This is a genomic window from Myxococcus virescens (genome assembly GCF_900101905.1).
In the GTDB taxonomy this organism is placed as follows: Bacteria; Myxococcota; Myxococcia; order Myxococcales; family Myxococcaceae; genus Myxococcus; species Myxococcus virescens.
Genome location: NZ_FNAJ01000011.1, coordinates 180161 through 197027, shown reverse-complemented (window position 1 = coordinate 197027; position 16867 = coordinate 180161). Strand labels below are relative to the sequence as shown.

1 protein-coding gene is annotated in these 16867 nt (G+C 70.9%); it reads right to left on the bottom strand.

From position 1 onward, the window contains the following. Nucleotides 1–16867 (bottom strand): non-ribosomal peptide synthetase/type I polyketide synthase (locus tag BLU09_RS27400; protein ID WP_143043208.1); only part of this gene is annotated, 16867 nt, incomplete at its 3' end.

Below are 16867 nucleotides of genomic sequence, written 5' to 3'. Positions count from 1 at the left end.
GCGTGCGCGCCACCTGCGCCTCCACCAGTGCGTGGATGGTCACCTCCGAAACGGGGGCCATCTCACGTCCCTGGAAGCCCTTCAGTACCTGGCGGCGCTCGTCCTCCGAGAGGATGGCGACACGTTGCAGCGGCAGGTCCGGCGTGGCGACGACCACCCGGGCGAGCTCGGTCAGATGGCCCGCGAGCCGCTCCAGGGTGACACCATCAAAGAGGCCCGTTGCGTACTCGAAGCGGCAGTACAGGGTGTTCTGCCGCTCGACGACTTCCAGGCTCAGGTCGAACTTGGAGGTGTCTGGATAGAGGCCGAGTTCGCTCAGCTTCAGCGCCTGATACGACACGTCCACGGTGGGCGTGTTGATCACGTTGAGGACGGCCTGGAACACGGGCGTGCGGCTCTGGTCACGCGGCAACTGGAGCGCTTCGATGACGCGCTCGAACGGCGCGTCCTGGTTCGCGAACGCGTCCAGCGAATGCCGCTTCACGCGGCCAAGCAGTTCTCGGAACGACGGGGCGCCCTCCAGCCGCGCGCGCAGCGCGAGTGTGTTCACGAAGCAGCCCAGCAGCCCCTCCACCTCCGGGCGGGAGCGGCCGGCCGTGGGAATGCCCACCGCGAAGTCCTCCTGCCCCGAAGTGCGTCCCAGCAGTGCCTGGAACAGCGCCATGAGCGCCATGAACGAAGTAGCGCCCTCGCGCCGCCCCAAGGCGAGCAGCGGTTGGGTGACCTCGGGAGGCAGCTCGAAACGGTAGCTGCCACCCGCGTAGGACTGCACCGCGGGCCGAGGCCGGTCCGTGGGCAGATCGAGCGCCGGGACCCCCGTCAGCTGCTCCTTCCACCACCGGACCTGCCCCTCCATCACCGCGCCTTCCAGCCACTTGCGCTGCCACACCGCGTAGTCCGCGTACTGCACCTCCAGCGGCGGAAGCGGAGAGGGGATTCCCGCGCTGAAGCAGGAGTAGAGCACCGACAGCTCGCGCCCCAGCACCAGGGTGCACCAGGCGTCGGAGATGACGTGGTGCTGCATCAGGCTCAGGACGTGGTCTTCCGGCCCCATCCGGAGCAGCAACGCGCGCGCCACCGGGCCCTTTTCGAGATCGAAGGGAAGCGCCGCGAGCGCCGCGCACCGCCGCAGCATCTCCGCTTCGCGCGCTTCCGCCGAGTCGCCGGGGACGTCCTCCACCAGCGCCGGCAGCGAGCCCTCCGCGTGGATGATCTGCACCGCGCCGTCTTCGGTCAGTTGGTACGTGGTGCGGAGGACCTCGTGCCGCTTCACCACTTCATTGAGCGCGGCCTGGAGCGCCTCGACGTTCAGCGGGCCGGTGAGACGGAAGTTGGAGCCGTTGTTGTACGCCGTGCTGCCCGGGTCGAGCTGCTGGAGGTACCAGAGCCGCTGCTGCGCGAAGGACAGGGGCAGTGGCCGCGTCCGGGGCACGCGGGGAATCGTTGAGGGCTCGGGCTGCTGCATCAGAGCGGGCGCGGGCGCCTTCGGCTGGGGCTTCGGCGCGGGGGCCTGCGCCTTGGGCGCGGCGGGGAGGGTGACGTGCTCCACGTGGCCGTCCACGCGGAGCCGCGCGTGCCGCCCGGTCCGGAAGAGACGGGCCTCACTGCTCGACGGGTGCTGCACGAAACGGCGGCGCTCCTGCTCATTGGCGCGCCACAGGTCCCAGGGAAGACCCGCGCCCTCCAGCGCCAGCTCACCGACGACACCGGGGGGCACCGGCAATCCGGCCGGGTCCAGCACCCAGGACTGGAGCCCTTCGGGGACACGTTCCGTCGGAGGCCGTGGCAGCAGGCCTCCCTCGCCAGCGGCACCCGCGAGCAGGACCTCCGTTCCCAGGTTCCGGTGCAGCGACAGGGCCAGCTCCGTGGAGGCACCGTCCAGGACGAGCGCACCCACGGGCTCCAGTGCTTCGCGGGCCTGCGGCAATTCCGCCAGCGTGCGCGCCAGCCGCGCCGAGGCATGCAGGAGGACGGCGCCCGACTGCCGGGCCAGCGCCAGCAGCTCATCCACCGCCAACGTGCCCTCCGCCTGCCGCTGGACCTTCCGCTGCGAGGCGTCCTGCTCCAGGCGCTCGCGAATCACGGTCAACCGGCGCAGGCCCTCCAGCACCACCGGCGTGTCCAGGCCGAAGTCGATGAGGCAGGCCACCTCGTCCACGTCGGCTTCCCGGACGTGGAGCAGGCGCTGCACGCCGCTCTCCACCGTGCCGATGAGGCCGGTGCCCTTCGCGTGGTGCTCGAAGGTGTGTTCGAGCAGGGCATTCACGTCCTCTTCGGACACCTTGTCGATTTCGCCCTGGTAACCCTGCGCGGCCAGCAGCGTGGCGGTGATCTCCGCCGAGCTCCGGAAGTAGCTCAGCAGCGGCTTGCGGACCGTGCGCAGCACCTCCTGTTCGTCATCGCCGATGAACGCGTGCAGCATCAACGCGACGTGGCCACGGCCCGGATGCCCGTTGCGGCGCCAGGCTTCACGGTAGAGCCCCACCTTCTGCTTCAGCTCCTCCAGTGACTGCGTGAGCAGACCGGTGAGCACGCCAGCGCCCACTTCGCCGGCCAGGCGGAACGTCTCCGGACTGCCAGCGGCCGTGAGCCACACGGGCAGGTCCTTCTGGACGGGCTTGGGCCGCAGGCCGACTTCCACCGTGACGCCGCCGCCACCCGGACGGCGGAGCTTCTCGCCTCGCCAGAGGGCGCGCACCGTCTCCAGGTTCCGCAGCAGGACGTTGCGGCGATCCTCGAAGTTCTGCGGGGCGAAGGTGAAGTCCGCCAAGTGCCAGCCCGTCGCAATCGACAGACCCGCGCGGCCTCCGGAGAGGTTGTCCACCACGGACCACTGCTCGGCGACCAGCAGCGGGTCATGCAGCGGGAGGACGACGCTGCCCGAGCGCAGGCTCAAGTTGCGGGTGATGGTGGCCAGCGCGCCTGCCACCACCGCGGGCTGGGGATAGAGGCCGCCGAACGAGTGGAAGTGCCGCTCCGGCGTCCACACCGCGGAGAAACCGTTGGCGTCCGCGTACTTCGCGCCCTCGACCAACAGCTCGTACTTCGGACCCACGAGCGAGTCTTCATCGTTGGCGAAGTAGATGAGGCTCAGGTCCATCGCGCCCTGGCGAGGACCGCCGCCCTGGAGGACTTCCCACTGGGCCGTCACCTGCTCGGAGGGGAACGTCACGGTCAGCCCGCGTGACAGGGCCCACAGGGCCTCCAGCTCCGGGCGCTCCGCCGAGGACTCCGCGGCGGCCACCCACGTAGCGCCTTCCGCGGGCCGCAGCCGCTTGTCGAGCGCATCGAAGAGCTCGGTGAGCCCCTGATGCACCAGGGCCCACGGTGACTGGTTGGCGCCCACGGGCAGCAGCCACGCCAGCGCCTCCGGGGCCGGAGCCGGGCGCTCCGCCAGCGCACCGGAAGCCTCCAGCGCGTCCTCCACATGGAGCACCCGCGCCGCATCCAGCCGCGCGGCGGTCATGATGCCTTGCCACGTGACGAGCACCGGCACCCGGGCTCCGGGTGCCGCGAAGTCCGACAGGCGCCCCAGGTCCGTGGGGCCCACGGCCACGACGGCGCCACCGGCCTCCAGGACACCCCAGAGGACGGCGAGCTTCGCGGGGGACGGCTTCAGGCAGACCGCGACCGGCTCACCGGGTTGCACGCCGAGCGATCGCAGCCGAGCGGCGACGTTGCGCGCACGCTGAGCGAGGTCGCTCCAGGTCCACGACGTCGAGCCCTGAATGATGGCGGTGGCTCCCGGCTGACGGGCCGCGCGCTGGGACAGCCGCGAGGGAATCGGCGTGGAGACGGGCCGGGGAAGGGGGGCGGGCCAGGCGCGCCGGTCCTCCTCCGTGGCCAGGGGCAACCGGGAGATGCGCTCCGAGGGCCGGGCCAGCGCCGAGCCCAACAGCACCTGGAGGTGCTCCACGATGCGCTGGGCCGTGGCTTCGTCGAACAGCTCGGTGGCGTACTCCAGCGCGCCGCTGATGCGGCCGGCGTCATCGCCGAGCACGAGGGACAGGTCGGACAGCGTCGCGCCCCACTGCACCGGGGCGTCCGGCACTTCCACCATGGTTCCGCGGACACCGGTCAGCTCCAGCGCGGCGGCCGTGCCCCCCACGGTGGTGTGGAAGACGAAGATGGTGTCCGTCAGCCGTCCCCGGCCAATGTCCTTGCCGGGGACCAGGGCTTCCACGAGGTGCTCGAAGGGCACGTCCGGACGCAACTGGACGTCGTTGACCTCCTGCCGCACGCGGGCCAGGAGCTCGAGGAACGTCGGGTCATCCGCGAAGCTGGTGCGGAACGCGGCCGAGTGCGCCACGTAGCCAATGAGCGGCAGCAGCTCCGGCCGGGTGCGGTTGCCAATGGGCGTGCCAACGATGATGTCGGTCTGCCCACTGTAGCGGTGCAGCAGCGCCTGCCAGGCGGCGAGCACCATCATGTACGGGGTGTAGCTCTCACGCTTTCCGAACTCCGCCACCTCCCGGGACAGCGCGGCCGAGAAGGACACCGGCATGCGCACCGACGTCAGCGGACTCGTCTTGGGGCGCGGCCGGTCCGTGGCGATGTTCAGCTGCCGAGGCATGGCGGCCAGCTGATTGCGCCACCACTGATCCTGTTCGGGCAGACGCCCTTCGGCGATGACCTGCCGCTGCCATGCGCCGAAGTCCGCGTACTGCACGGGAAGCGGCGGCAGGGGCGCTGGACGGCCCTGCTGGAAGGCCGCGTAGCACTGGAACAGCTCGTGGATGAAGATGTTGACGGACAGCGTGTCGCTGACGATGTGGTGGATGTTGCCCAGCAGGATGTGCACGTGCTCGTCGAGCTGGAGCAGCGTGGTCCGGACGACGGGGCCCTTCACCAGATCGAACGGCTTCGCGGCGTCCTCGCGGGCCAGCTGCATCGCCTCGGCCTCGCGCTGTTCGGGGGTGCCGGTGAGCGTCAGGCGCACCAGCGGGACGTGCATCCGCGCGTGGAAGCGCTGGACCGGGCGGCCATCCACCACGTCGTAGGTCGTCCGCAGGGATTCGTGGCGCTGGATGATCTCCTGGACGGCGCGCTCCAGGATGACCGCGTCCACGACGCCTTCCAGTCGGAAGACGAACGGAATGTTGTACGCGGACAGGCCCGGCAGGTGCTGCTCCAGGCGCCAGACGCGCTCCTGGACGAAGGACAGCGGCAGGGGCCGGTCGCGAGGCAGCGGGACGATGGGCAGCTCGCGGGTGGCCTCCACGACCGGGGCCTGACGCAGCAGGGGCTCGATGCGCTGGGCGATGCCCGCCACGGTGGGGGCCTCGAACAGCGCGGCCAGGGGGAGCTGGACGCCGAACGTGGACCGCACCTGGTTGAGGAGCTGGGCGGCCATCAGCGAGTTGCCGCCGATCTCCAGGAAGTTGTCGTCGCGGCCCACGAACGTCAGGCCGAGCCGCTCACGCCAGAGCGCCGCCAGCCGTTCCTCGATGTCGCCTCGCGGCGCGTCTTCGCGCTCTGGGGTGGGAGCAGGCGCGGGCGTCCCCTGGACCTGATGCGGCGCAGAGAGCTGCGGGGTGCCGGGCGTCGCGAAGCTCCCAGGTGCCAGGAACGCGGCCTCGGAACCGGCCAGCCCCCCGGACGCTGGCGCCGGGGCCGCGAGGAGCCCTCCATTCGCAGGAGATGACGGCGCCGCGACCGAGACGACCGCAGCCGCGTGCCCCACGCCGTTCGCCAGCGCGGGAATGGCCGCATGCGCCGGACGCGCCGGAGCCTCCACCCAGCACCGCTTCTCCTGGAACGGATACGTGGGCAGGTGCAGGCGCAGCCGCTGTTCGTGGCCGTAGAAGACGTTCCAGTCCACCGAGACGCCCAGGGTCCACAGCTCGCCCACCGCGGTCATCAAGCTCGCGTGCTCCGGGGTCGTGCCGCCACGGCGGAGCGTCGCCACCGCCTTGACCCGCTCCTTGTCGCGTCCCAGGCAGGCGCGCACCAGCGGCGTCAGGTCCTGACCTGGGCCGACCTCCAGCAACAGGCTGCATCCCTCTTCGAGCAGGGCCCCCACGGCATTCGTGAAGCGCACCGGCTGGCGCATCTGCGCCGCCCAGTAGTCCGGCTGGGCCAGCTCGTTCGCCTGAGCCCACCGTCCCGTGACGCTGGAGGCGTAGCGGAGCGTCGGCGCATGCCGCTGGAGCGAGTTCACCACGTCCGCCAGCGCCGGCATCAGCGGCTCCACGTCCGCCGAATGGAACGCGTGCGGCGCGGGCATCCGCACGGTGCCCACGTCACGGCGGCGCAGCTCCTCCTGAAGGCGCTCCACCTCCGCGATGGGTCCGGCGACGACGCAGCGGTCCGGTGCGTTGATGGCCGCCAGCGACAGCCGGCCCGTCAGCAGCGGCAGCACCTGCGACTCTGGCATCGCCACCGCGAGCATCGCGCCCGGGGGCATGCGGTGCATCAGCTCGCCACGTGCCACGGCGAGCCGCATCGCGTCCTCCAGCGACAGCACGCCCGACAAGCACGCGGCGGCATACTCACCGAAGCTGTGCCCCAGCACGGCATACGGCCGCAGGCCCCAGTCCATCCACATCCGGGCCAGCGAGTACTCCACCGTGAACAGCGCGGGCAGGGCGGCACGGGTATCAGCCACCGCAGCCGCGTCCATTCCCGGCCCGGCGAACAGCACCTCGCGGACCCGCTCACGGAGCGCGGGCTCCAGCAGCGCCAGGCACGCATCCGCGTGGGCGCGGAAGGCCGGCTCCGCTTCGTACAGCTCGCGGCCCATGCCCGCCTGCTGCGCGCCCTGGCCCGGGAAGATGAAGGCCACCCGGCGGCGGTTCACGTCGGCATCGGCCACCTTCACCGGCGTGTACGGCTTGCGCAGCCGCGCCGTCAGGTCCGCGGCGTCCCGGGCCACCACGGTGCGCCGGAACTCGAAGGCCTTGCGTCCCACGGCATGCGTGAAGGCCACGTCCGCCAGGGACAGGTCCGCGGCGTGGGCCTCGGCATGCCCGGCGAGCTGCCGCGCCGCCGCTTCCAGCGCTTCGGCGGAGCGCGCGGACAGCGTGACGACCTGATGTGAGCGCGTGGTGGAGCCGCTGTGCGCCATGGGGGACTCCTCGAGCACTGCGTGGGCGTTGGTGCCGCCAATGCCGAAGGAGCTGACGGCCGCGCGTCGCGGCGTCTCGGTCCTCGGCCACGGCCGCAGGGTGGTGTTGACGAAGAAGGGGCTGGCGTCGAAGTCAATCTGCGGATTGGGCCGCTCGAAGTGCAGGCTGGGCGGCACCTCGCCATGGTGCAGGGACAGCGCGACCTTCATGAGGCCCGCCAGCCCGGCCACCGTGTCCATGTGCCCCATGTTGCTCTTGAGCGAGGCCAGGGCGATGGTGCCCCGGTGCTCGGCGCCCAGGCCGTAGGCGCGCTGGAGCGCGGCCACTTCAATGGGGTCGCCCAGCGGCGTCGCCGTGCCGTGGGCCTCCACGTAGCCGATGTCCTGGGCCCGCACGCCGGAGCGCGCGAGCGCCTGGGAGATGACCGCGGCCTGCCCCTGGACGCTGGGGGCGGTGTAGCCGGACTTGTAGCGCCCGTCGTTGTTGGTCGCGGTGGCCCGGATGACGGCGTAGATGGAGTCGCCATCCCGCTGCGCGTCCTCCAGCCGCTTGAGGACCACGCACGCGACGCCGTTCCCGGACACCGTGCCCTGCGCGTTCGCGTCGAAGCTCCGGCAGTGTCCGTCCGGAGAGAGAATCATGCCCTCCTGGTAGACGTAGCCGGTGCGCTGCGGGACAGCGATGCGCGTGGCCCCCGCCAGCGCCACACCCGAACGACCCGCCAGCAGGTTCTGGCAGGCGAGGTGGACGGCGACGAGCCCCGTGGAGCACGCCGTGTAGACGAGGACGCTCTCACCGGTGAGCCCCAGCTTGAAAGACGCCTTGGTGGCGAGGCTCTCATGGGTGGCGGTGCCGTAGAGCTCGAACAGGGCCGCGCCATCCAGCGGCAGCGTGGCCCGGACCGCGTCCTTGTAGCCGGAGTCGACAGCGCCCGCGTACAGCGAGATGGCCTCGGGCGTGCGCTCCGGGTCGATGCCCGCGTCCTCCAGCGCGGACCATGCCGTCTGGAGGAAGAGCCGCTGCTGTGGGTCCATCCACTGCGCTTCGCGCAGCGACAGGTCGAAGAAGCCCGGGTCGAATCCGTCGATGCCGTCCAGGACACCGCCGGCCGGGACGAAGGCCGGGTGTTGTGACAGCTCCAAGCCTTCGGGCAGGCCGGGCATCCGCTCCAACTGCTCGGGCGTGAAGCGGGAGATGGACTCCACACCGTCGCGCAGGTTTCGCCAGAAGTCCTGGACGGAGCTGGCACCCGGGAAGCGCCCCGACATGCCCACGATGGCGACCAGGCCGGAGCCCGTGGCGGGTTTCGCCTCGGCGCTCGGCTCGGAGACAGGCTCGGACCGCGCGGGGGCGGCGGGGACCTCGTCCACCTTCGCGTCGCGCTCCAGGACGGCGGCCAGCGCGTCCACGGTGGGGTGCTCGAACAGCCACACCACCGGCACCTCCCGGTTCAACGTCTCCCGCATGCGCTTGGCGATGCGCACGACCGACAGGGACGTTCCGCCCAGATCATCGAAGAGGTGGTCATGGAGGCCGATGCGCTCCGTGCCCAGCTCCTTCGCCCACAGCGCGGCGAGCTGCTGCGCCAGCGGGCTCGATGGCTCCACGAAATGGCCATCACGGCCCGTGGACGCGCTGTCCGGCGCGGGGAGTGCCTTCCGGTCCACCTTGCCACTGGTGCTCAGCGGCAACGTGGGGAGGACCACGAAGACGGACGGCACCATGTACTCGGGGAGCCGTTGACGCATGCCCGCGCGGAGCGCCGCGACATCCAGCGGCGCGTCATCGCGTCCCATGGCGTAGGCCACCAGTCGCTTGTCACCGGGGATGTCCTCGCGGACCACGGCGGCGACTTCCAGCACGCCGGGCTGGGTGCGCAGCGCGGCCTCGACGTCCGCCAGCTCGATGCGGAACCCGCGCACCTTCACCTGGTTGTCGATGCGGCCAATGAACTCCAGCGTGCCGTCCGGGCGCCACCGGACCAGGTCTCCCGTCCGGTAGAGGCGCGCACCGGGCTGGGTGGCGAAGGGGGCGGGGATGAAGCGCTCCGCCGTGAGGTCCGGTCGCGACACGTATCCGCGCCCGAGCCCTTCACCGCCCACGTACAGCTCGCCCGGCACCCCCACGGGTACCAGTTGGAGCTGCGAATCCAGCACGTAGGCCTGCGTGTTCGAGACCGGCCGGCCAATGGGCACGGACGCCCCGACCTGCGAGGCCTCGTAGGCCGTGTAACTGGCCGAGATGATGGAGTTCTCCGTCGGGCCGTAGCCGTTGGTGACGGGGACTCCGGTGGTGGTCAGCGTGCGGCGCGTGTGGGGGGCGGACAGGATGTCACCCACCACGTGGATGGCCCGCAGCTTCTTCAGCAGGTCGGCCCGGTGCTCCACGACCTGCGAGAACAGGCCCGCGGGGAAGTGGATGAGCGTGACGCCGTGGCGCTCCACCACGCGGGACAGCGTGTCCAGGTCGCTGGCTTGCGCCTCTGGCGGGTACAGGACGACGCCGCTTCCGTTGAGCAGCGGAAGCCACAGCTCCATCACCGAGCCATCGAACGAGGCGGGCGCCATGACGAGCCCCGTCTCCCGGACGCCGAAGCGGATGAAGGGCTCACTGTGCATGAGGCGGAGCACGCCCCGGTGCGGGATGGCCACGCCCTTCGGGCGCCCCGTGCTCCCGGACGTGAACATCACGTAGGCCAGGTGATTCGGTCCCACGTCGGACACCGGGGACGTGGTGGGCCACTCCGACAGGTCCAGCTCTTCCAGGAGCAGGGTGGGAAGCCCGCTGTCGGGGAGCGGCAGCCTGGCGTGGTTGGCCCGCGACGTGAGCAGCAGGTGCGGTGGCGCGTCCTCCAGCATGATGGCCAGCCGCTGCGCGGGGTACGACGCGTCCAGCGGCACGAAGGCGCCTCCGGCCTTGAGCACCGCCAGCATCGCGATGACCCACGCCGTGCCCCGCTCCAGGCTCACGGCCACGAGCACTTCCGTGCTCACCCCGCGCGAACGGAGCAGGTTCGCGAGCTGGTTGGCCCGCGTGTCCAACTGCTCGAAGGTCAGCGTCTCGTCACCACACTCCAGCGCGACGGCGAAGGGGCGCAGGGAGGCGTGCCGCGCGATGACCTCCGCGATGGTGCCGCCAGCGCCGTCGTACCGGGCCGCGTTGTCGTTCCACTCCCGGAGGAGCTGCTGACGCTCGCCCGGGGTGAGCATGTCCAGCGTGCCCAGCGGCTGGTCTGGCGCGGCGGTCACGGACTCCACGAGGACGCGCAGGTGCCCGGCGAGGCGGGCCACGGTGGCGGTCTCGAAGAGGTCGGTGCTGTGCTCGATGGCGCCGCGCAGGCCGTCGGCGTCATCCGTGAGGGCGAGCCCCAGGTCGAAGCGCGAGGTCCCGATGTCCACGTCCGCCGGCCTCAGCGTGAGGCCCGTGGCCCGCACCGGGCCCGTGGGGGTGTTCAGCAGCGAGAAGTAGGTCTGCACCAGCGGATTGCGGCCCAGGTCCCTGCGTGGCTGGAGCTCCTCGACCAGCTTCTCGAAGGGCAGGTCCTGGTGCTCGTACGCGGCCAGGGTGGTGTCGCGGACCTGCGCGAGCAGGGCGCGGAACGAGTCGCGCGGACGCACCCGAGCCCGCAGCACCAACGTGTTGACGAAGAACCCGACCAGGCCTTCGACCTCGCCGTGGCGGCGGCCCGCGATGGGCGAGCCCACCAGCAGGTCCTCCTGCCGGCTGTAGCGCGAGAGCAGCACCTGCCACACGGCCAGCAGCGCCATGTACGGAGTGGCCCCCGCCTGGCGCGCCAGCGCGAGGAACGGCGCCACCACGTCCTGGGACAGGTGAATGGGGAAGAGCTCGCCGAACTGCGAGCGATGGGTGGGCCTCGGCTTGTCGGTGGGCAGGTCCAGCACCTGGGGCGCACCGGCGAGCTGCTCCTTCCACCAATCGACCTGCGCGGTGAGCACCTCGCCCTGGAGCCACTGCCGCTGCCAGGACGCGAAGTCCGCGTACTGGATGGGCAGCGGCGGAAGCGCCGGGCTTCGGCCCTGAGCGAACGCATCGTAGGCGGCGGCGACCTCGCGCACGATGACGCCGAGTGACCAGCCGTCCGACACGATGTGGTGCATGGTCAGCACCAGCACGTGCAGCTCCGCGTCCAGCTTCAACAGCAGGGTGCGCAGAAGGGGGCCCGCGCTCAAATCGAACGGCTGGCCCGCATCCGTGGCGGCCAACCGGCGCGCCTCGGCCTCCCGGTCGCCTTCCGGCAGGCTCGTGAGGTCCGTCAGGGGGAGCGCCCAGTCCGCCGCGGGGTGGATGACCTGGATGGGGTCACCGTCACGCATCACGAAGCTGGTGCGCAGCGGCTCATGGCGTTTGACGAGGTACTCCAGCGCACGGCGCAGGGCCTCGGTGTCCAGCGCGCCTTCCAGCCTGAGCGCTCCCGGCAGGTTGTACTGACTGCCACCGGGCTGGAGCTGGTCGATGAGCCACAGTCGCTGCTGCGCGAAGGACGGCGGCAGGTTCCCATCGCGTGGCACGGGCCGGAGCGCCGGAATCTGGGGCGCGCTGACGCGCAGGAGCATGCCTTCCTCGACGAGCTCGGTGACTCGGGCCACGGAGGGCGCGTCAAAGAGCGCGTTGAGGGAGAGCTCCACGCCGAACGTCGTCCGCAGCCGGGAGACGAGCTGGGTGGCCAGGAGCGAGTGGCCTCCCAGTGCGAAGAAGTCGTCGTGCAGGCCCACTTGCTCCACGCGAAGGAGTTCACGGAAGAGGGCGGCGACGCGCTGTTGGAACGGAGTCATGCGCTCTTGCACGGGCGGGGCGGAAGCCCCGGGGACAGGGGTGGCAACGGGCAGAGGTAGAGCCTTGCGGTCCACCTTTCCGTTGGGAGACAGAGGTAGGGACGGCAGCGTCACGATGGCCGTGGGCACCATGTGGGCCGGCAGGTGCTCAGCCAGCCGTGCCCGCAGCGCCGACACGTCCGGCGCCGGTTCTCCCGTGACGTAGGCCACGAGGCGCTGATCGCCCGGGGCGTCTTCGCGGACCACGGCGACGGCGTCACGCACGCCGGGATGCGTGCGCAGCGCGGTCTCGATTTCACCCAGCTCGATGCGGAAGCCGCGCAGCTTCACCTGGAAGTCGGCCCGGCCCAGGTACTCCAGCGTGCCGTCCGCCAGCCACCGCGCCACGTCTCCGGTGCGGTACAGGCGCGCACCCGGAATACCGCTGAAGGCGTCGGGAATGAAGCGCTCCGCCGTCAACTGCGGTCGCTGCCAGTACCCGCGTCCCACCTGCACGCCGCCAATGTGCAGCTCGCCCGGAATGCCCACCGGAGCCGGCTGCCCGTGCGTGTCCAACACGTACAGCACCGTATTGGCTACGGGGCGGCCAATGGGCACTCGGTGGAAGTCCTCGCCACGCGGGCAGGGCCAGTACGTGACGTCTACCGCTGCTTCTGTCGGGCCGTAGAGGTTGTGCACCCCCACCGATGCGGGCAGTCGCGCGTACGCCTTCTTCACCAGCTCCGCGCTCAACGCCTCGCCGCTGCACACCACCCGCCGCAGGCTCCCCAGTCCCTCCAGCCCGGGCTCCTCCACGAAGGCGCGCAGCATCGACGGCACGAAGTGCACCGTCGTCACGCCCTCCGCCTTCATCAGCTTCACCAGGTACGCCGGCTCCTGGTGCCCTCCAGGCCGCGCTACCACCAGCTTCGCCCCTGCCAGCAGCGGCCAGAAGAATTCCCACACCGACACGTCGAAGCTGAAGGGCGTCTTCTGCAGCACCACGTCCGTGCCGCCAAGCCCGTACTCCTCCTGCATCCACTTCAGCCGGTTGACGACGCCACCGTGCGCATTCATCGCCCCCTTCGGACGCCCCGTGCTTCCTGAGGTGAAGATGACGTACGCCAGCGACTCCGGGCCCACTTGCACCGCCGGCTTCGTCACCGGCTGCTTCGCCACTTCTCCCGCTGCGCTGTCCAAGCACACCACTCGCGCGGCGCTGGGCGGTAGCACCGACTTCCACTTCTCGTGCGTCAGCAGCACCGACGCACCGGTGTCCTCCAGCATCCACCCCAGTCGCTCCTTCGGGTACGCCGGGTCCACCGGCACGTAGGCTGCGCCTGCCTTCAGCACGCCCAGCAGCGCCACCACCATGTCCACCGAGCGCTCCAGGCACACGCCCACCAGCGACTCCGGAGCCACTCCCAGGCTACGCAGGTGGTGCGCCAACTGGTTGGCCCTCGCGTCCAGCTCCCGGTACGTCAGCCGCTCCGACTCGAACGCCACCGCAACCGCGTCCGGCGTCCGCTCGACTTGCGCTTCGATGAGCTCCGTCAGCGTGCCGGACGGAGGCGCTTCGACGCGGGGATTCCAGCCGTGGATCGCTTGCTGCCGCTCGGCCTCGCTCATCAACGGCAGGGTGGTCAGCGGCGCATCCGGCGCCTCCACCATTCCGCGAATCACGTGCTCCAGATGGCTCAGGAGCCGGTCCGCCGTCTCCGCATCGAACAGGTCCGCGGAGTACTTGCAGCCAATCAGCAGGCCTTCAGGGCGGTGCGTCGCCTCGAAGGTCATGTCCAGCTCGGCCGTGTGGTTGTCCACCAGGGACACGTCGAGCGTCAGCCCGCCTCGAACGGACAACGCGCGCGGCAGCTCGTAGTCGTCGAGGATGAACCCCACGTTGTACAGCTCGCGCCGCTCCGCCCCAGGCTGTTGCACGGCCGCGAGAATCTGCTCGAACGGCACGTACCCATGCGCGAGCGCCCCCAGCATCCGCGACTTCACCTCGGAGAGCATGTCTGCGGACGTCGCGGCTTCGGGCAGGCGGACCCGCAACGGGATGAAGTTGGTGCAGTCGCCCATCAGCTCGCGAGTGCCCGCCACGTCACGGCCGGAAATGACGGTGCCCACGACGAAGTCAGACTGGCCGCTCCAGCGGTGCAGCACCGTGGCCAGCGCGGACATCACGCTCATGAACGGCGTGGCGCCCTGGCGCCGTCCCAGCGCATGCAGCCGGGCCATGAGAGACGCGGGCAGCAGGCGCAGACGACGAGCACCGTGGACGGACAACCGCTGCGGCCGGGCCCGGTCGGTGGGCAGGGCCAGCAACTGGGGCGCGCCGGCCAGCGTCTCCTTCCACCACGTCAGCTCCGTGGTGAGCGCATCCGGCGTGAAGTACGCGCGCTGCCACGCGGCGAAGTCTCCGTACTGGAACTCCGGCTCCGCCAACGGCGACGGCCGCCCCTCCACGAACGCGCCGTAGAGGGCCGCCAGCTCGCGCATGAACAGCGCGACGGACGTGCCGTCCACCACCAGGTGGTGCAGGACGGTCAGCAGGACGTGGTCCTCCGGCCCGAAGCGCAGCAGGGAGCACCGCACCAGCGGGCCCGCCTCCAGGTCCATGGGGCGTTGCGCATCGAGCACTGCCTGGGCTTCGAGCGTCGCCTGCCGCGCGTCACCGCTCACGCTCGTGAAGTCCAGGCACGGCAAGGAGACAGGGCCCGCCGCCTGCACGCGCTGAAGCAGCGCGCCATCACGGGACGCGAAGCGGGTGCGCAGCACCTCGTGCCGGCGCAGCACCTCCGACAGGGCCCGTTCCAGCGCCGCCACGTCGAGCGTCCCGCGCAGCGTCAGCGCCACCGGAATCTGGTTCGACGTCCAGGATGGATCCAGTTGGAGGAGGTACCACAGTCGCTCCTGCGTGAAGGACGCGGGGGGGGGCGCGTCACCAGCGGGGCGGCGCTGGAGCGGGGGCAACCGGCGCCCCGTGCCCTCCGCGGACACGGACTCCGCCAGCGACCGCAGACTCAGGTCCTGCAACAGCGCGGCGATGGAGACGCGCACCCCCAGCCGCTTCTCCACGCGGCCCTGGAGGTCGGCGGCCCCCAGCGAGTCCAGGCCCAGCAACGTCAGCGGCGTGCTGGCGTCCTGTCCAACGGCCTCCGCGCCGAGCACCGCCACCAGTTCCTCACGCAGCGCCGTCTCCAGTGCCTCCTGGGAGAGCGCGGGCTGGATGGCCGGAGCGGGCGCGGGCAGAGGCGCGGGCCCCGAGATGACACCCGTCCCGCTGCGCCACACGATGGGCAGCTCGCCGGATACCAGGGCGGCACGGCAGGCGAAGCGCTGGATCTTCCCGCTCGACGTCTTCATCACCGAGCCCGGCGGCAGCAGCGCCAGCGTGTGCGGCTGGACCTGAAGCTCCGCGACAATGGCCTTCCGCAGCGTGTCCGCCACGGCACCCAGCGCGGCCGGGTCCGAGCCCTCCGCCAGGTCTCGCGACACCTCCGCGACCACCGCCAGGGCCTCTCCCTCCGGAGTCTCGATGGCGAACGCCGCGATGCAGCCTGGACGCACCTTGCGGTGGGCCCGCTCCACGATGCTCTCCACGTCCTGCGGATACAGGTTCCGGCCCCGCAGGATGATGAGGTCCTTGCGCCGGCCGGTGACGATGAGCTGCCCGTCCTCCAGCAGCAGGCCCAGGTCGCCGGTGCGCAGGTACTTCGGACCGGCCTCCGCGCCCACCGGGACCGCCTGGAAGATGTCCACGCTGTCCTCGGGCTTGCGCCAGTAGCCCTGCGCGACGCTTCCACCGGAGACCCAGATTTCGCCCACCTGGCCCGGCGCACGCGGCACGCGCGACTCCGGGTCCACGATCAGCAGCCGCTGCTCGGCCAACGTGGAGCCACAACCGATATGGGGCCTCGAACCCTCGGAGCCGGGCTCGACGCGGACCGCCTGCCCGCGGCCCAGCGCGGCGTCCTGCAGGACGTGCACCCGCGGCACGCGGCCCTTCTCCTCACCCGTGACGATGAGCGTGCCTTCGGCCAGGCCGTAGCAGGGGTAGAAGGCCTCGCGGCGGAACCCGCTGGGTGCGAACACCTCCGCGAAGCGATCCAACGTGGCGGCGCGAATGGGCTCCGCGCCGCAGAAGGCCACCTCCCAGGCCCGCAGGTCGAGCGCCTGGATGTCCTCGGGCGTGGCCCGCCGCGCGCACAGCTCGAACGCGAAGTTCGGTCCACCGCTGATGGTGCCGCCATGCCGGGACACAGCCTCCAGCCAGCGCATGGGCCGCTGGAGGAAGGACATGGGCGACATGAGCGTCACGGGGAAGCCCGCGAACAGCGGCTGGAGGATGCCTCCGATGAGGCCCATGTCGTGGTACGGCGGCAGCCAGATGACGCCCGAGCTTTGCGGCCCCGTCTGGAAGGCGCCGGCAATCAGCCCCAGGTTGTGAATCAGGTTCGCGTGGCTGAGCATCACGCCCTTGGGCGTGCCCGTGGATCCAGACGTGTACTGGAGGAACGCCAGCGTATCCGGGCGCACCTGGGGCTCAATCCACGACGACTCACCGCCCGCGGGCAGCTCATCCGTCGCCAGCCACTTCAGCGCCCGGAAGTCCGGCGCCTGTTCGAAGACGAAGTCCGCGAGCGCGAGGATGCCGGAGGTGGTGAGCACCACCGTGGCCTCGGCGTCCTGGATGATGGCGCGAAGGCGGGGCAGGGTGCGCTCCAGCCGCACCGGGTCCGGCGGATAGGCGGGCACCGCCACCGCACCCGCGTAGAGGCAGCCGAAGAAGCCCGCCACGTAGTCCAGCCCCGGCGGGTACAACAGCAACACACGCTGGCCCTGCGCGCCCTGTGCCTGCAACAGCGCGCCGATGCGCGCCGCCTGCGCGTGAAGCTCCCTCGCGCTCAGCGAGGCTTCCTCACCATCTGAATCGCCGAGAAAGGCGTACTGTTTCCGGTGCGCCGTCTCGCTGAAGGCGCGTTGGGTCAGGACTTCGAGGAGGGTTCGCGGAGTCTCGTGCAT